The organism is Pseudomonas sp. UBA5706, assembly GCF_002419965.1.
Classification (GTDB): Bacteria; Pseudomonadota; Gammaproteobacteria; order Pseudomonadales; family Pseudomonadaceae; genus Aquipseudomonas.
The window spans coordinates 106,906-123,726 of sequence record NZ_DIHC01000015.1 but is presented as its reverse complement, the minus strand read 5'-3'; the positions used below and the strand labels follow the sequence as shown (position 1 = coordinate 123,726).

The following is a 16,821-nucleotide window of genomic DNA, read 5'->3' as shown; positions in this document are numbered from 1 at the left end:
TGAGCTGCCTTTTCAAAGCAACAACTGCGCAAGGTCTGGCATCCCGATTCAATGCCTAGCACTATGACGAGCTGCATTTCGACAGGCATGGTGTTCCTTGGCCCTGTCGACTCAACTGCTCAGGAAGCCGCCATGTCAGACGATATTCATTTCTACGAACCCTCCAAAGGCCACGGCCTGCCCCACGATCCGTTCAACGCTATCGTCGGCCCTCGCCCCATCGGCTGGATTTCATCCCACGATGCTCAAGGCAAACTTAACCTTGCCCCCTACAGCTTCTTTAACGCGTTCAATTACATTCCGCCGATCATTGGCTTCTGCAGCGTGGGGCGCAAAGACAGCCTGAACAACATCGAGCAGACTGGCGAGTTCGTCTGGAACCTCGCCACACGCCCCCTCGCCGAACAAATGAACCTGAGCTGCGCCGCAGTGGCGCCAGACGTCAATGAGTTCGAGCTGGCCAACCTCACCGCAGAACCTTCACGCATCGTCTCGGTGCCCAGAGTGAAAGAAACGCCCGTGGCATTCGAATGCAAAGTGACCCAGATCGTCCAATTGCAGCGTGCCGACAAGGAAGTCGTACCGAGTTGGTTGATTCTGGGAGAAGTGGTGGCGATTCATATCGCCAAGCGGCTGCTTAAAGAGGGCATCTACGACACCGCAGCCGGTGAGCCGATCCTGCGTGGTGGCGGCCCGGCTGATTATTTCCAGCTGAGCCCCGAATCGCTGTTCAAAATGTACCGGCCAAAAGCCTGATCAATCCTGAGCAAACATCAGTTCGCCTTCAGGGGTCACGTCCATCAGCCGCTCCAGTTCATCCACAGCGGCTTGATCCGCAGCCATCGCGGTCTTGAATGTCCGATCCTGCAGCACTCGATGAAACGCGGGCGCGCCAGTGGCGCCCAGGCCTTTGACCGCGATTGCCGCGCCATAACCTTCATCACCGCGCACGGCAGCGGAAACGGCTTCGTGGTGTTGGAATTCTTTGCGTGCCATGTAGAGAACGTCCTGCCTTGAAGGGAAAGGCGAGGATTTTAAACCCGAGAAAGCGATCAGGCGCTGGATTTTTTGGCCCGTCAGCCGCACACGCTAGACGACGTCTACTGGGCAGTCCGGGCCTGGGCCGTGGTCACATTGGCGAATGTTCGAAAATCCAGGCTGCTCACCAACCTTTCAGCCACCAACTCGGCAAAGATTCCAAGCTCCGGTGAGGTGAACCAGTCATTCATCGCCGACGCATCCACCCACATCCCGCTGACCAACCAAACGCTCTCCTCGGTCATGGACTTGTGCAAGGCAAAGTTCAGGCTTCCAGGGGCGTTGGAAGCCGTCTCGACCAGGGTGTTCAAGCGTGCACCCAGCAGGGCACTGTTTCCTGCACTGGCGCGAAGGGAAACCAGGTGGGTCACGACACAAGGGTTGTGCATGATAGGGGCTCCTTTTGATCGGCCGCCCACGAAAAGAGATTGCGGCCAGGCGTGCAGATTAGGGGCCAGGACGTTACGCCCGATAGCCGGATACTGCCCGGTTATTGCCTGATGCTGCGCGAGTACGGCGCGACGGCAACTTGGACCCGCCGGACCTTCGATCGCGCAAACGGGACTTTCGAGCAATCGGGCCCTTCACTGGACACGCTGGGTCGGCGCCGGAGTGATCCTGCGGCAGAATCAGGCAATCATTCGATAGGATTCGCCTAACGCTCGCACTTGCACAAAAATAAGCTATGTCGCACTCAAGCCATGTGCACCAACGCTCGCCAGAGGAGTTCCTCATGTTGCCACCCGCCTCGGCTGCCGCCATGCCGGACGCCTTGCCAGAGACGCTGCCGCCCCCCGCGCTCAGCGCGCACATGGAGCAACAGCGCGCGGAACTGGCGACGTTGATTCGCCGCCACGCCCCCAGCGATGGCACCTTCCAGACCGGGATCAAATCGTTGTTCATGGTGCGCCATGATCGCCCGCTGCAGTCGGTGCCGGGCCTGGTACAGCCTGCGCTGTGCATCATGGCCCAGGGCCGAAAGGATGTGACGCTGGGCGGCGAGCTGCTCACCTACGATCCACTGAATTATCTGGTGGTGTCGGTTGCGCTGCCGATCAGCGGCAAGGTCATCTATGCCACGCCCGAAGATCCACACCTGGCCATGCGCCTTGATATCGACCCAGCCGACATTAATGCCCTGATCGCACAAGCCGGTCCCATGAGCGTGCCTACGCATCCCAGTGGTCGTGGCATGTATGTCGAGCGAATCGAATCGCAGTTGCTGGATGCGGTGCTCCGACTCATCCGCCTGCTCGACAGCCCGAAAGACATCCCCATGCTCGCGCCACTGATCACACGTGAAATTCTCTACCGGCTGCTGCGCGGGAGCGAAGGTTATCGGCTATACGAAATTGCGATCGCCAACTGTCAGACGCATCGTGTGACACAAGCGATCAAGTGGCTGAACGAGCACTTCCAGCAACCGTTACGCATTGAAGACCTGGCCCGGCAAGCAAACCTGAGCGTGTCCACCTTGCACCACCGTTTCAAGGCCGTGACCGCCATGAGTCCGTTGCAATACCAGAAACAGCTCCGGTTGCAAGAGGCCCGTCGCCTGATGCTGGCGGACGGCCTGGAAGCGTCGGCAGCCGGTTACCGGGTGGGCTACGAGAGCCCGTCCCAGTTCAGCCGTGAATACAGTCGCCTGTTCGGCGCGCCACCGTTGCGTGACCTGGCGCGCCTGCGCAAAGCGCTCTGATCAAAGCGCGCGCACCACATGCTTTACTTCCTGAAACGCCTGCATGCCCCAAGGCCCCAGCTCGCGCCCAAGACTGCTCTGCTTGTAGCCACCCCAGGCGGTCTGCGGGAAGATCACCTGCGGGGCATTGATCCAGACCAACCCTGCCTGCAACCCATTGGCGACGCGATCGGCCGTTTCGCTGCTGCCGCTGACCACGCTGGCCACCAGCCCAAAGCGCGTGTCGTTGGCCAGGGCCACGGCCTCGGCTTCGCTGCCGAATGCGCGCACACATAGCACCGGGCCGAAGATCTCCTCCTGCCATAGCGCGCTGTCCAAAGGCACTTCAGTGAATACCGCAGGCTCAAGAAAATAGCCACGAGCCTGCGCCGCCGGGCGTACACCCCCGCAAAGCAGCCGCGCACCGGCCCTCTTCCCGGCCTCGATATGCTCGATCACCCGCTGATAGTGCGCCTGATTGACCAACGGCCCCATCTCGGCGCCCTCCTGCAAAGGCCCGCCCACCCTGATCGACTGCGCCTTGACCACAAGGCGTTGCAGGAAACGCTCCAACAACTCCTGCGCCACCAGCACGCGACTGGTGGCCGAACACATCTGCCCGGCGTTGAAGTAGCCGCCGCCAATGGCCAGTTCTACCGCCAGGTCCAGGTCGGCATCGGCCATCACCAGCAACGAAGACTTGCCGCCCAGCTCAAGGCTCACGCCTTTCACGGTTTGTGCTGCACGCTGCATGACCTGCACACCCACCGCGTTGCTGCCGGTGAAGGACACCTTGGCAATACCGGGGTGCGCCGACATTGGCGCGCCGACGGCCAGGCCGGTACCACAGACCACGTTGAAAACGCCCCTTGGCAGGCCGCTGTCGGCAATGACCTGCGCTAACTCAAGCTCGGCCAAGGGCGTGACTTCCGAGGGTTTGAGCAGCACGCAGCACCCTGCAGCCAGCGCTGGCGCGACTTTCCACGCGGTGGTGACCATCGGGAAGTTCCACGGCACGATCAGCCCGACAATCCCGCAAGGCTCACGGCGCAGGTGGGCACTGAACGCCTCGCTCGGCACCACGACCGCCTGGTTTTGTTGGCCGTCCGACGTTTCAGCCAGATCGGCGTAGTAGTTGAAAGTGGCGATCACATCGTCAACATCGATGGCCGCCTCGAATCCGGGTTTGCCATTGTTGTTCGACTGCAGCGTCATTAGCCGTTCGCGACGCGCCGCCACCCCGTTGGCGATCCTGCGCAGCATTATGGCCCGTGCCGCACCGGTGGCTTTCGACCAGGCACCAAACGCAGACTGCGCAGCGTGTACCGCTTGGTCCACTGCGAGAGCATCGCCGCCCGTGATGACCGCCAACCGTTCTTCGGTGGACGGATTGATCACTGTCAACGGCTCACCACCGGCGCGCCATTGTCCGTCGATGTACAGACCCGCCAAAACCGGACTCACCCCAGTCGTTTCACTCATGATGCTTTCAACCCTTTCATCCAGCCACGCTGGTCGATTTCAATGACACTTGGCCCTTGCCGTCCCTTTGTCGCATTCAGGGCCGTTTTCAATGCCTCGATGCCGCTGACCGCTTCAGCCGCACAGCCCAGCGCCTTGGCGACACCGATGAAGTCCGGGGTATGAATGTCCACGCCGACGGGCTCGATCGCGCGGTTGACCATGTATTTTTTTATCTCTTCATATCCTTGGTTGTTCCACAGCAGGACAACGATCGGCGTGCGTGCTTCCACGCCGCTGGCCAGTTCCGAGAGGGTGAACTGCAGTCCGCCATCACCGATCAGACACGCCACGGGAAGACCCTGACCGGCATCCTGACTGCCTAGCCAGGCGCCAACTGCGGCCGGCAAGGCATACCCAAGAGTGCCGTAGCCGGTGGAAGAGTTGAACCAGCGCCGCGGCTGGTCCCTATTCAGCGTCAGGTTGCCGGTGTAAACCGGCTGGGTCGAGTCGCCGACGATGACAAGCTCGGGAAGCACGTCCAACACCGTCTGCAGGAAAAGCGTCTGTGCGCGTGTAGGCTCATCCCATGAGGCATCCAGTGTGGCTTTCAGCGCAGCAACGCGTTTGTGCCCCCAATCGCTCCCACGTTGAGCCAACGGGTGCTCGCTCAATGCGGCCAGCAGGGCTTGCGCCGCCATCTGCGCGTCAGACACCAGCGCCACTTTCGGCGGAAAATTGCGCACCGTCTGGTCCGGGTCGATGTCGATGCGCAGCAGCGTACCGGGGATCTTGAAGTGGCCCTGGAAGGTGATGTCGTAATCGGTTTCCGCCAGTTCGGTGCCGATCGCCAGGACGACATCGGCGCTTTCGATGATCTCCCGCGTCGGGTCAAGGGACTGCGTCGAGCCGATCAAGAGCGGGTGGCTGGAGGGCAGCATGCCTTTGGCGTTGATGGTCAGCGCGACCGGCGCGTCGAGTTTTGCAGCCAGTTGCGTCAGCGCCGCAGCGGCATCGATGGCGCCGCCTCCGGCAAGTATCAACGGACGCCTGGCATTGGCGAGCAGGCTGGCCATGTGTTCGATCGCAGCCGGGGCAGGACCGGCGCGGGTCACCGACACGGGCTCACTGGCGAGCAGTTCGTCGGCGTTTTCAATCAGTACGTCCAGCGGGATTTCGATGTGTACCGGGCGCGGACGGCCGGCCCGGAACAATGCGAAGGCGCGCGCCAACACCGCCGGTAGCTCGGCCGCCGACATCAAGGTATGGGAAAACGCGGCAACGCCTGCGACCAATGCCCCTTGCGCCGGTAATTCGTGCAACTTGCCGCGACCGCCGCCCAGCTGGCTGCGCGACTGAACGCTGGAAATCACCAGCATCGGAATCGAGTCGGCGTAAGCCTGGCCCATCGCAGTGGTGATGTTGGTCATGCCGGGGCCGGTAATGATGAAGCACACTCCAGGCTTGCCGCTGGTGCGTGCGTAGCCATCGGCCATGAACCCGGCGCCCTGTTCGTGGCGAGGGGTCACGTGCTGGATCGAGGAGCCGGCAAGCCCGCGGTACAGTTCAACCGTATGCACACCGGGAATGCCGAACACCCTCTGGACCTCATACCCCTCAAGTAACTTGACCAATACTTCGCCGCACGTTGCCATGTCTGGACCTTATTCACGCTTGAAATGGTTTTCCAGGCGCCTGCACCCGTTATGCCAGGCGCCTGCACCCGTTATGCCAGGCGCGCTGTATGGCAATCATTGAAACCGTCGGGAGATATCGGTGACAACGCAAAAAATGTCATGCTTAGCCATGTCCTCTGCTCATGCCTGCGACCCTTTATGAAACGTCTGCCCCCTCTGTCGGCGCTGCACACTTTCCTGATCACGGCGCGCTGCTGCAACTTCACACGGGCGGCGCAGACGCTTCACATTACCCAAGGCGCGGTCAGCCGACAGATTTCAGGGCTGGAAAGCCATCTGGGTCACCGCCTGTTCTACCGAGAGGCCCGGGGGTTGAGCCTGACGCCTCAAGGGCGCGAACTCTTTCCGCGTATCGAGCAGGTCTTTGGCTTGATCGAGGAAGCGGTGGAGCAGCTTGAAACCGGGCAACAGACCTTGCAGCTCAAGGCTCCGACCTGTATCACGCGCTGGCTGCTGCCGCGTCTGCTGCAATGGCAGAAAGAACGCCCCGACGTCCCCGTGGAATTGACCACCACCATCGCTCACGAGGTGGATTTTCGTCGCGAGCGATTCGACGCCGCAGTCGTCTACGGAGGCCACCCCGAAGGCTCTCATGAAGTTCATCGCCTGTTCGATGAACAGCTGACACCCGTGTGCGCACCCTCGCTGCTGGGCGGCTCGCAGACACTGGAGCGGCCGAGCGATCTGGAGCAGCACATGCTGCTGCACCCCACCCTGGATGAGCAGGATTGGGCTCACTGGCTCAGAGCGGCCGGCACGCGGCTGAGTAACATGGGCAAGGGACAGCACTTCGACACCATGGATCTGGCGATGACCGTTGCCTCCCAAGGCTCTGGCATGGCTATGGGCGACTGGTCGCTGATCGGCGAGGACCTGAGCGCCGGGCGTCTGATTACGCCCTTCGATCTTAGGGTGAAGACAGGCGCCGCGTATTACTTCGTCTATCCAGATCGTGCGACATCGACGCCACAGGTGCGCGAACTGCTCGATTGGCTGCTGGCACAGGCGGCCACGCGCAACCTGTAGCTGCTGCCGACTCGACCATCGGTGAATTGTCGCCACATCCCGCTTATCGATAAAAACATTCAATCTCGATTGATAGGGCGCTACCGGAATACCGACCTACACTCACTCTGTCCGTCAGAAAAAGCATTTCTTACCCGGATCGAGGTACGTGTCATGAAAACCACAATAAAAAGACAATGCGTTTATGCAGTCGCTGTCCTCGCTGTTCTTAGCATTTACGCAATGGGCGCTTACAGAATCGAAGAACTTCGCCAGTCTCCGCAAATGGCGGTGGTCTGCACCTTCGGCCATTGCTTGCCGACGGGCGCCAGTTTCAGCGCGTTACGATGACTGTTAATGGGTCGGAGTGAATCGATTAAGCTTGCTATCGGTTAGCGTGCTAACGGAATAGACTGCACACCTTATCCCCAGCAACGGCTGGTCGGATCATTCTGTCAGTTCGAGTCCTTGTTCGTGACCAGCCTTAATCAGCCCCGCCCGGACATCCGCAGCATTCTTTTTGCGCTGATGATGGCCGTGTTCCTAAGTGCCCTGGACCAGACCATCGTCGCGGTCTCGATGCCTGCTATCTCCGCCCAGTTCCAGGATTTCGACCTGCTGGCATGGATCATTTCTGCTTACATGGTGGCCTTGACCGTCGCCGTCCCGATCTACGGCAAGCTGGGCGATCTCTATGGCCGCCGACGCCTGATGCTGTTCGGACTGGGCTTGTTCACCTTGGCCTCGTTGTTCTGCGCCATGGCACAAAGCATGGAGCAACTGGTGCTGGCGCGACTGCTTCAGGGCATCGGGGCTGGCGGTATGGTGTCGGTCAGTCAGGCAATCATCGGCGATATCGTGCCCCCGCGTGAACGCGGGCGCTACCAGGGTTATTTCAGCGGCATGTATGCAGCCGCCAGCGTGGCCGGGCCGGTCCTCGGCGGCTTCATGACCGAGTACCTGTCGTGGCGCTGGGTCTTCATCATCAACCTGCCCTTGGGCCTGGTGGCCTGGTGGGTCGCCCGCCAAACGCTGATCGGCCTGCCGGTGCCGCAGCGCAAACCGATCATCGATTACCTGGGCACACTGCTGATGATCGTTGGCCTCACCGCTTTGTTGCTGGGCGTTACCGAAGTCGGTCAGGGCCACAGCTGGCGGGACGGACACGTGCTGGCTCAATTGGGCGTGGCGTTGCTATCGCTGGTGATTTTCGTGCTTTACGAGCGCCGCGCTCGCGAACCGCTGCTGCCCATGCACCTGTTCGCCAACCGCAGCGCGGTGTTGTGCTGGTGCACGATTTTCTTCACCAGCTTTCAGGCGATCTCACTGATCGTGCTGCTGCCACTGCGCTTCCAGACCGTGACCGGCGGCGGCGCAGACAGCGCGGCGCTGCATCTAATGCCTTTAGCGATCGGCATGCCCATAGGCGCGTACTTCGGCGGCCGACGCACCTCCCTCACAGGTCGCTACAAACCGATCATCCTGGCCGGCGCACTGTTGATGCCACTGGCCATTCTCGGGCTTGCCTTAACCCCACCACAGTCGTTGGTCCTTACCGGACTGTTTATGGTGCTCACGGGCATCGCCAGCGGCCTGCAATTCCCGACTTCACTGGTGGGCACGCAGAACTCGGTCCAGATGAAAGACATGGGCGTGGCGACCAGCACCACCAACCTGTTCCGCTCGCTCGGCGGAGCGGTAGGCGTAGCCAGCATGTCGGCCCTGCTGCTAGCCATGCTCGCCGGTTCAGGAGTTGGCCAGTCCGATAGCAACCCGGTGAGTGCCGGCAGCAGCTCCGGAAACCTGCTAATGGACAGCCTGCACGCGGTGAGCGGCCCGGCGCTGGAGTTGCTGCGTGGCCAGTTGTCGATAACCTTCGAGCACTTATTGATGACCAGCGCCGCCGTTTCGCTGGTTGGTCTGGTTGCGGCGCTGGCGATGCCCAACCATCTGCTGCGTGGGCGCGATGACAAGGATCGGTGACCGGCCTCACCCTTTCCAGCCGTTCGGCTTGCGGGTGGGGACGAAACATCGACCGCCCCCGCGGTCAAGCCGGTCTACATCAGCGAGGCGGCAAGGCGTCAGCCGCTGTAATACCCCACTGCCACTAGAAAATGCCCGACTTTGCGCATGTACGCGTGCTTGTGCTCAACCTTGCCGGTCACCGGGTTGCGCCAGCGGTATTCATATTCGCCTTGCGGCTGCTTTTTGACCATCTCCAGCATCGGGATTCCCACCGGTTTGCCTTCGGGGTCCTTGACCTTGCTGAAATCGGTGTCAACCATGCGCAGGTTAGTGCCATGAGCGACGTAGCGTTGACTGCCGATATCGACGACGAATACATACAGATCATCCTGCAGGAATCCGCCTTTGAGGTTGTTGATCGCCTCGAGAGTGCCCTGCTCGTCCTGCTGCAGCGCATTCGCCGCCTTGTCCAGTAAAGCCCTTGCCTGGTCAGGCGTTGCTCGTGGCAGATAGTAGCCCACGGCGAGGATGCGATCGCCCACGCGCTGGAAATACACGCGCTTGCGCTCGATTTTGCCATCTTGCCAGTTCTGCCAGCGGTATTCGGCCTGTTGAATACCGGCGGTTTCCGGGGTCTGCAATGCGCTCTTGAAGGCTTGCTGCAGAGTCGGATCAAGTACCGCAGAGATATCGCGCCCTATCAGCGCTGCCGATGGTCCGCCACTGGCGAGCATCACCCCATGGGTGTCGGTGACAAAGACATAGCGCTCGCCATCGACGAACTCACCCTGACGGCTGAATTCAGCCAGCGCCTTGTCGCCCACTTGCCGGTAATGGTCGACGGCCTTTTCCAGGAGACCTTTGGCAGCTGCTGCTTCTTGAGCCTCGTCAGCGCCCAGTACCTGACCTGCACAGACGCAGGCAAGGACCGCGAACAGCAGGTGTTTCCACGTTCCACACTTCGAAACGACCGGCATCGTACATACCTCTTCTTGTTGGTTTGCGAGCAAGCTTAGTCGGGAGATAGCAAAGGGGAAGTTTTCGGGCGCCAAATGGGAGATATGGACGGAAGGATGGGCATCAGCCTGCCGCGTTCCTGAAAACGCAAAAGGATTTGAGTAAAGGCTAAGTAAACCACCTGTTCAAGCGGTAATAACAAATGTATAGATGCAGGCCAAGCGCCGCACGGTTATAGTGGCGCGCTTAAAGCGCAAACAGATATAGCCTACGTTGGATACGGCATTGTCCGACGATCAATGGCAATCGGCGGTCAGCGTGGGGGCTGGATCGCGCAAAGCGGGGCTGTAGCGCAGCATGTCCAGAACGGTATCAACCAGGCGCCCGGCGTCACTGGACAGCTGAAAGCTCTCCGGCACCAGCAGCCACTGACCAAGAATGCCATGCACATAAGCATGTAGACACACGGCGCCCCGCCGTGGGTTGAGATCGGCGGGTAGTTGTCCTTGGCGCACCGCGTTGCTCAGGCCCAGAGCTATGCGTTCATTGGCATCGAGCCAGACGAATTGACGCTGACGGCGCATGTCACACATTTCATCGGTGAATTCGAATTTATGGAAAAGAATTTCATTGATGCGGCGGGTTTTCGGGTCCGTGGCAACTCGCTGAAACAAATGGATCAGAAGCTTTCGGATCCATCCCAAAGGGTCTGTTTCCTCGGCGCTTTCACTGGCGCGAGCCATTTCTTCCAGCGGCTCGTGCAGGCTGTCGAGCATCGCCTGCACCAGATCGGCCTTATTGCAGAAGTGCCAATAAATGGCTCCGCGTGTCACTCCTGCCAGCGCCGCGATGTCCGCCAGCGTCGTGCGCGATACGCCGCGATCGTAGAATGCTTGCTCGGCGGCTTCGAGAATCTGCCTGCGTGTTTCCTGAGCTTCTTCTTTGGTGCGACGAACCATGGCAGTAAAACCTCAATGAAAATGCGTCAGGCTTGCCAGTCGACTGGCCCTGAACAGCATGCCGGGCGGCCTTTGTATTGCCTTGTCCCGGACCTGCAATCGATGCCCTCGGTGCGTTCGCGTGTCGCAGCCGTGGGTGTTTACAAACAACCGTGAACGTAAGTATATTCATTAGCTTGCTACTTATCCAGCCGGAAACCGTTTAAGCCCTTTTACAACTTCTCATGAGCTCAGCTCCTGACCCGAGGATCTTCATGCAATTCAAGCCAGCTGTTACCGTACTGGTCACTGCCGTCGCCCTGGCATCGCTGCTCAGCGGATGCAGTAAAAAGGAAGAAGCGGCCGCTGCACCACCGCCCCCTCAGGTCGGCGTCGTTACTCTGAAAACCCAGGCCTATACCTTGACCTCCGAACTTCCGGGCCGAACCACTGCATTCCGCATCGCCGAAGTGCGTCCACAAGTCAACGGCATCATTCTCAAGCGTCTGTTCACCGAAGGTGCCGACGTCAAAGCTGGTCAGCAGCTGTATCAGATCGACCCGTCGCTGTATCAAGCCACCCTGGACAGCGCCAAGGCGACCTTCCAGTCGTCCAACTCGCTGGCAGGGCGCTATAAGCAACTGATCAACGAACAGGCGGTCAGCCGTCAGGAATACGACACCGCAGTGGGCAGCGCCCGTGAGGCACAGGCCGCGGTGCAGACTGCCGAAATCAACCTGCGCTACACCAAGGTGTATGCACCGATTTCCGGTCGTATTGGCCGCTCTTCGGTCACGGAAGGCGCACTGGTCAGCAGCGCCCAGGCCGATGCGATGGCGACGATCCAGCAACTCGACCCAATCTACGTTGACGTGACCCAGTCGTCGTCAGACCTGCTTAAGTTGCGTCGCGAACTGGAAAGCGGCCAGTTGCAGAAGGCCGGCGAGAATGCTGCCAAGGTTCAGTTGGTGCTTGAAGACGGCAGTGTCTACGGGAATGACGGCAAGCTGGAGTTCTCCGAAGTGTCGGTCGATCAGACCACAGGCTCGGTGACCCTGCGCGCAGTGTTCCAGAACCCTGATCACACGCTGCTGCCGGGCATGTTCGTCCACGCTCGCCTACAGACCGGCGTTGCCGCCAATGCGATCCTGGTGCCACAACAGGGTGTTACCCGCGACCTGAAAGGTATCCCTAGCGCGCTCGTGGTGAACAAGGACAACAAGGTCGAGACCCGTACGCTGGTGGCCAATCGCACTATCGGCAGCGACTGGCTGGTCGAGAAAGGCCTCAGTGCTGGCGATCGCGTGATCACCGAAGGCCTGCAGTATGTGAAACCAGGTGCAGAGGTGAAAGTCACCGAAGCGACCAACGTCAAGGCAGCTAACCCGGCCCCTGCCCCGGCAACTGATGAAGCCGCAGGCAGCAAAGGGGAGTAATTCATGTCGAAATTTTTTATCGACCGGCCTATTTTCGCGTGGGTAATCGCCCTCGTGATCATGCTGGTGGGGACGCTCTCGATCCTCAAACTGCCGATCAACCAATACCCGGCGATCGCGCCACCGGCCATCGCGATTCAGGTCACCTACCCAGGTGCGAACGCGCAGACCGTGCAGGACACCGTGGTTCAGGTGATCGAGCAGCAACTCAACGGTATCGATAACCTGCGTTATGTCGCCTCTGAGAGTAACTCCGACGGCAGCATGACCATCACCGCGACATTCAACCAGGGTACCAACCCGGACATCGCACAGGTTCAGGTCCAGAACAAGCTGAACCTGGCGACCCCGCTGCTGCCGCAAGAAGTGCAGCAACAGGGTATTCGGGTAACCAAGGCGGTGAAGAACTTCCTGATGGTGGTCGGCCTGGTGTCCGAAGATGGCAGCATGGGCAAGGAAGACTTGTCTAACTACATCGTGTCGAACATGCAGGATCCGATCTCGCGTACGGCAGGTGTAGGTGACTTTCAGGTGTTCGGTGCTCAGTACGCGATGCGTATCTGGCTGGACCCGGCCAAGCTGAACAACTTCCAGCTGACGCCAGTCGACGTCAAATCTGCGATCACCGCGCAGAACGTTCAAGTCTCGTCCGGCCAGATCGGCGGCCTGCCCGCGCTCAAGGGCCAGCAGTTGAACGCCACCATCATCGGCAAGACCCGTCTGCAGACCGCCGAGCAGTTCGGCAATATTTTGCTGAAGGTCAACCAGGACGGCTCGCAGGTCCGGCTCAAGGATGTTGCAGAGGTCGGTCTGGGCGGTGAGAACTACAGCATTGACGCCCAGTTCAACGGCAAGCCTGCTTCGGGCCTGGCGATCAAACTGGCCACCGGCGCCAACGCCCTGGACACGGCCAAAGCGATCCGCGCCACCATCTCGCAGTTGGAACCCTTCTTTCCGCCTGGCATGAAAGTGGTGTTCCCGTACGACACCACACCAGTGGTTCAAGAGTCGATCTCAGGTGTTGTTCATACCCTGGGCGAAGCGATTGTGCTGGTGTTCCTGGTCATGTACCTGTTCCTGCAGAACTTCCGCGCCACCATCATCACCACGATGACGGTACCGGTTGTATTGCTGGGCACGTTCGGCATCCTCGCCGCAGCCGGCTTCACCATCAACACGCTGACCATGTTCGGCATGATTCTGGCCATCGGCCTGCTGGTGGACGATGCCATCGTAGTGGTGGAAAACGTCGAGCGGGTGATGGCCGAGGAGAAACTCTCGCCTCGGGAAGCTACGATCAAGTCCATGGAGCAGATCCAGGGAGCGCTGGTCGGCATCGCCTTGGTGCTGTCGGCGGTTCTCTTGCCGATGGCCTTCTTCGGCGGTTCTACCGGGGTGATCTACCGGCAGTTCTCCATCACCATCGTTTCGGCCATGGCGCTTTCGGTACTGGTCGCCCTGATCTTTACTCCTGCACTGTGCTCTACCCTGCTCAAGCCTATTGACGATGAGAAGCACGGGCAGCCTAAACGCGGATTCTTTGGCTGGTTCAACCGCACCTTCGACCGTAGCGTAGTCAGCTACGAGCGCGGAGTCGGCAACATGATCAAGCACAAGATCCCGGCCTATCTGGTCTACCTGCTGATCATCTGCGGCACGATCTGGATGTTCACCCGGATTCCGAGTGCGTTCCTGCCTGAAGAAGACCAGGGCGTGATCTTCGCGCAGGTTCAAACCCCTCCCGGCTCCTCGGCCGAACGTACGCAGACTGTGATCGACAACATGCGTAAATACCTGCTGGAGGAGGAATCCAGCGCAGTGAACTCGGTATTTACCGTCAACGGCTTCAACTTCGCTGGCCGCGGGCAGAGTTCCGGTCTTGCGTTCATCATGCTCAAGCCGTGGGAGGATCGCGATTCGTCCAATAGCGTGTTCGGACTGGCCAGTCGCGCCCAGAAGCATTTCTTTGGCTTCCGCGACGCGATGACCTTCGCGGTCGTGCCGCCAGCGGTACTGGAACTGGGTAACGCCACCGGCTTCGACGTCTACCTGCAGGATCAGGGCGGCGTGGGTCACGCCAAACTGATGGAAGCCCGTAACCAGCTGCTTGGCATGGCGGCACAAAGCAAAATCCTGGCGGGCGTGCGCCCTAACGGCCTGAGCGATGAACCGCAGTACCAACTGGTCATCGACGATGAACGTGCGCAAGCATTGGGCGTCAGCCTGTCGGACATCAACACCACCCTGTCCATCGCGATGGGCGGCAATTACGTCAACGACTTCATCGATCGCGGCCGGGTCAAGAAGGTTTACGTGCAGGGCGAAGCCAATGCGCGGATGCAACCGGAAGACCTGAAGAAGTGGTACGTGCGTAACACCGCAGGCGAGATGGTGCCATTTGCATCCTTCGCCAGTGGAGAATGGGTGTTCGGCTCGCCGAAGCTTTCGCGTTACAACGGTGTGCCGGCCGAAGAAGTATTGGGTACGCCAGCGCCGGGCTACAGTACCGGTCAGGCCATGGCCGAGATCGAGCAACTGGCCAAGAAACTGCCAGCGGGCATCGGTATTTCCTGGACCGGCCTGTCGTACGAGGAACGCTTGTCCGGCTCGCAGGCACCGGCACTGTATGCATTGTCGGTGTTGGTAGTATTCCTTTGCCTCGCCGCGCTGTATGAGAGCTGGTCCATTCCAATCGCAGTCTTGCTGGTCATCCCGTTGGGTGTGATCGGCGCGTTGATGGCGACGAGTCTGCGCGGTCTGTCCAACGACGTGTTCTTCCAGGTGGGCCTCTTGGTGACGGTGGGCCTGGCGGCGAAAAACGCCATTCTGATCGTCGAGTTTGCCAAGGAGCTGCACGAACAAGGCAAGGGTTTGGTCGAGGCGACGATCGAGGCGTGCCGCATGCGTCTTCGTCCGATCGTGATGACTTCCATGGCGTTCATCCTCGGTGTGGTCCCGTTGGCCATCTCGTCGGGCGCCGGTGCAGGTAGTCAGCATTCGATCGGTACCGGCGTGATCGGCGGTATGATCACTGCGGTGATCCTGGCAATCTTCTGGGTACCGCTGTTCTTCGTTTCGATATCCGCGCTGTTCAAGAGCAAACAGAAACACATCCCACACGATGAGGCTGGCCAATGAGCAAGTCCCTGATCTCTCTGGCAGTTACCGCGTTCGTCCTTAGCGGCTGCTCGTTGATCCCTGATTACAAGCAGCCCGCCGCACCGGTAGCGGCCCAGTATCCGCAAGGGCCGGCGTATTCGCCGGCCGATGCGCCGAACCAGGCTGCCGTCGAACAAGGCTGGCGTCAGTTCTTCCGTGACCCGGCGCTGCAGCAGTTGATCCAGACGTCGCTGAGCAATAACCGCGACCTGCGGGTCGCGGCGCTGAACATCGATGCGTACCGGGCCCAGTACCGTATTCAGCGGGCAGACCTGTTCCCGGCCGTTGCTGCCGATGCTACCGGTACCCGTCAACGGGTGCCGGGCGACCTGTCGCAGACCGGTCAGGCAAACATCACCAGCCAGTACTCGGTGGGTCTGGGTGTCAGCGCCTATGAGCTGGACCTGTTCGGCCGCGTGCGCAGCCTGAGCGAGCAAGCGCTGGAAACCTACTTCGCCGGCGAAGAGGCCCGTCGCAGCACGCAGATCAGCCTGGTGGCCAACGTCGCCAACGCTTATTTGACGTGGGAGGCGGACAAGGAGCTGCTCAAGCTGACTCAGGACACCCTCGGTGCTTTCGAGGAAAGCTTGCGCCTGACCTCACGCAGTAACGAAGTCGGTGTCGCCTCGGCGCTGGATCTGGCGCAGTCACGCACGTCGGTAGAAAGCGCCCGCGTCAAGCTGGCGCAATACCAGCGTCTGGTCGCGCAGGATGAAAACAACCTGGTCCTGCTGTTGGGCACCGGGCTGCCAGCCAATCTGCCGGCCTCGCAACCGTTGAGCGCTGACCTGCTCAACGAGATGCCTGCCGGTCTGCCGTCCGAGCTGCTGCAACGTCGTCCGGATATCCTCCAGGCCGAGCACAATCTGAAGGCAGCCAATGCCAACATTGGTGCCGCGCGCGCGGCATTCTTCCCGAGCATCAGGCTGACCGCCAGTGCCGGCACGGCCAGTGGTGACTTGAGCGGCCTGTTCAAGGGCGGTTCAGGCACCTGGTTGTTCGAGCCGCAAATCAGCTTGCCAATCTTCAACGCCGGCAGTCTGCGTGCGAGCCTGGACTATTCGAAAATCCAGAAGGACATCGGCGTCGCCAACTACGAGAAGGCGATTCAGACGGGCTTCCAGGAAGTCTCCGACGGTCTGGCTTCACGCAAGACCTTCACCGATCAGCTCAAGGCACAGAACGATTTCGTTAACGCCAACCAGGATTACTACCGCCTGGCCGAGCGTCGCTATCGTATCGGTATCGACAGCAACCTGACCTTCCTCGACGCGCAGCGTCAGTTGTTCAGCGCACAGCAGTCGTTGATTAACGACCGTCTTTCGCAGTTGAGCAGTGAGGTGAATCTGTATCGGGCGCTGGGTGGCGGCTGGTACGAGCAAACTCCTCAGGGTCAGAAAACGCCGACTTCAGGGGATGTGCCGCCGATGCGGATGTTCTGATTTAGCGTTGCAAAAAAACCCACCATACGGTGGGTTTTTTTTGGG

Annotated in this window: 13 protein-coding genes; 7 read left to right on the top strand and 6 right to left on the bottom strand. The window is 60.1% G+C overall.

Annotated features, from left to right (window positions below):
* Positions 1-132 precede the first annotated feature (132 nt).
* Positions 133-756, top strand: a complete 624-nt coding sequence (locus B3I26_RS07795) for a flavin reductase family protein (RefSeq protein WP_296256706.1) — start codon at positions 133-135, stop codon at positions 754-756.
* Here the strand turns inward: B3I26_RS07795 and B3I26_RS07790 are convergent, their stop codons facing one another.
* Positions 757-996 carry a hypothetical protein gene (locus tag B3I26_RS07790; RefSeq protein WP_296256705.1) on the bottom strand — a complete coding sequence of 80 codons (240 nt, stop codon included), beginning with the start codon at positions 994-996 and terminating at the stop codon, positions 757-759.
* Positions 997-1,100: 104 nt separating this feature from the next.
* Complete coding sequence (locus B3I26_RS07785; protein ID WP_296256703.1) at positions 1,101-1,427, bottom strand: antibiotic biosynthesis monooxygenase family protein; 327 nt, start codon at positions 1,425-1,427, stop codon at positions 1,101-1,103.
* A 371-nt stretch (positions 1,428-1,798) separates the two neighbouring features.
* Here B3I26_RS07785 and B3I26_RS07780 point away from each other — a divergent pair, with 371 nt between their 5' ends.
* Positions 1,799-2,737, top strand: coding sequence for an AraC family transcriptional regulator (locus B3I26_RS07780; RefSeq protein ID WP_296256826.1), 939 nt, complete (start codon positions 1,799-1,801; stop codon positions 2,735-2,737).
* Here the strand turns inward: B3I26_RS07780 and B3I26_RS07775 are convergent, their stop codons facing one another.
* Together B3I26_RS07775 and B3I26_RS07770 are read right to left on the bottom strand one after the other, a co-directional pair.
* Positions 2,738-4,198, bottom strand: coding sequence for an aldehyde dehydrogenase family protein (locus B3I26_RS07775; RefSeq protein ID WP_296256702.1), 1,461 nt, complete (start codon positions 4,196-4,198; stop codon positions 2,738-2,740).
* The gene (locus tag B3I26_RS07770; RefSeq protein WP_296256700.1) at positions 4,195-5,832 is read right to left on the bottom strand and encodes a 5-guanidino-2-oxopentanoate decarboxylase; all 1,638 of its coding nucleotides are present in this window, start codon (positions 5,830-5,832) and stop codon (positions 4,195-4,197) included. The genes B3I26_RS07775 and B3I26_RS07770 overlap by 4 nt, the downstream gene beginning before the upstream one ends.
* A gap of 180 nt (positions 5,833-6,012) precedes the next feature.
* On the opposite strand from B3I26_RS07770, the gene B3I26_RS07765 reads away from it, so the two are divergent.
* Positions 6,013-6,900, top strand: a complete 888-nt coding sequence (locus B3I26_RS07765) for a LysR substrate-binding domain-containing protein (protein ID WP_296256699.1) — start codon at positions 6,013-6,015, stop codon at positions 6,898-6,900.
* Positions 6,901-7,353: 453 nt separating this feature from the next.
* Complete coding sequence (locus tag B3I26_RS07760) at positions 7,354-8,862, top strand: MDR family MFS transporter (protein WP_296256697.1); 1,509 nt, start codon at positions 7,354-7,356, stop codon at positions 8,860-8,862.
* A 98-nt stretch (positions 8,863-8,960) separates the two neighbouring features.
* Here B3I26_RS07760 and B3I26_RS07755 read toward each other — a convergent pair whose 3' ends face one another.
* Positions 8,961-9,821: a cache domain-containing protein gene (locus B3I26_RS07755; RefSeq protein ID WP_296256696.1), complete on the bottom strand. Its 861-nt coding sequence runs from the start codon at positions 9,819-9,821 to the stop codon at positions 8,961-8,963.
* Between the two features lie 276 nt (positions 9,822-10,097).
* Positions 10,098-10,760 (bottom strand): TetR family transcriptional regulator, encoded by a 663-nt coding sequence (locus tag B3I26_RS07750; RefSeq protein WP_296256694.1) that lies wholly within the window; start codon positions 10,758-10,760, stop codon positions 10,098-10,100.
* Positions 10,761-11,014: 254 nt separating this feature from the next.
* Between B3I26_RS07750 and B3I26_RS07745 the strand changes: the two genes are divergently transcribed.
* Genes B3I26_RS07745 through B3I26_RS07735 form a run of 3 tightly spaced genes read left to right on the top strand, consistent with a single transcriptional unit; the run spans position 11,015 to position 16,776 of the window.
* Positions 11,015-12,175: an efflux RND transporter periplasmic adaptor subunit gene (locus B3I26_RS07745; RefSeq protein ID WP_296256692.1), complete on the top strand. Its 1,161-nt coding sequence runs from the start codon at positions 11,015-11,017 to the stop codon at positions 12,173-12,175.
* A gap of 3 nt (positions 12,176-12,178) precedes the next feature.
* On the top strand, positions 12,179-15,313 hold the full coding sequence (locus tag B3I26_RS07740; protein ID WP_296256691.1) for an efflux RND transporter permease subunit: 3,135 nt from the start codon (positions 12,179-12,181) through the stop codon (positions 15,311-15,313).
* Positions 15,310-16,776 carry an AdeC/AdeK/OprM family multidrug efflux complex outer membrane factor gene (locus tag B3I26_RS07735; RefSeq protein WP_296256689.1) on the top strand — a complete coding sequence of 489 codons (1,467 nt, stop codon included), beginning with the start codon at positions 15,310-15,312 and terminating at the stop codon, positions 16,774-16,776. Before B3I26_RS07740 ends, B3I26_RS07735 begins: the two co-directional genes overlap by 4 nt.
* The last annotated feature ends 45 nt before the right edge of the window (positions 16,777-16,821 follow it).

Coding starts and splice junctions, on each gene's coding strand:
- B3I26_RS07785 (WP_296256703.1), bottom strand. CDS start 1,427: ATGCACAACCCTTGTGTCGTGACCCACCTGGTTTCCCTTCGCGCCAGT.
- B3I26_RS07795 (WP_296256706.1), top strand. CDS start 133: ATGTCAGACGATATTCATTTCTACGAACCCTCCAAAGGCCACGGCCTG.
- B3I26_RS07775 (WP_296256702.1), bottom strand. CDS start 4,198: ATGAGTGAAACGACTGGGGTGAGTCCGGTTTTGGCGGGTCTGTACATC.
- B3I26_RS07790 (WP_296256705.1), bottom strand. CDS start 996: ATGGCACGCAAAGAATTCCAACACCACGAAGCCGTTTCCGCTGCCGTG.
- B3I26_RS07780 (WP_296256826.1), top strand. CDS start 1,799: ATGCCGGACGCCTTGCCAGAGACGCTGCCGCCCCCCGCGCTCAGCGCG.
- B3I26_RS07765 (WP_296256699.1), top strand. CDS start 6,013: ATGAAACGTCTGCCCCCTCTGTCGGCGCTGCACACTTTCCTGATCACG.
- B3I26_RS07745 (WP_296256692.1), top strand. CDS start 11,015: ATGCAATTCAAGCCAGCTGTTACCGTACTGGTCACTGCCGTCGCCCTG.
- B3I26_RS07770 (WP_296256700.1), bottom strand. CDS start 5,832: ATGGCAACGTGCGGCGAAGTATTGGTCAAGTTACTTGAGGGGTATGAG.
- B3I26_RS07740 (WP_296256691.1), top strand. CDS start 12,179: ATGTCGAAATTTTTTATCGACCGGCCTATTTTCGCGTGGGTAATCGCC.
- B3I26_RS07755 (WP_296256696.1), bottom strand. CDS start 9,821: ATGCCGGTCGTTTCGAAGTGTGGAACGTGGAAACACCTGCTGTTCGCG.
- B3I26_RS07735 (WP_296256689.1), top strand. CDS start 15,310: ATGAGCAAGTCCCTGATCTCTCTGGCAGTTACCGCGTTCGTCCTTAGC.
- B3I26_RS07750 (WP_296256694.1), bottom strand. CDS start 10,760: ATGGTTCGTCGCACCAAAGAAGAAGCTCAGGAAACACGCAGGCAGATT.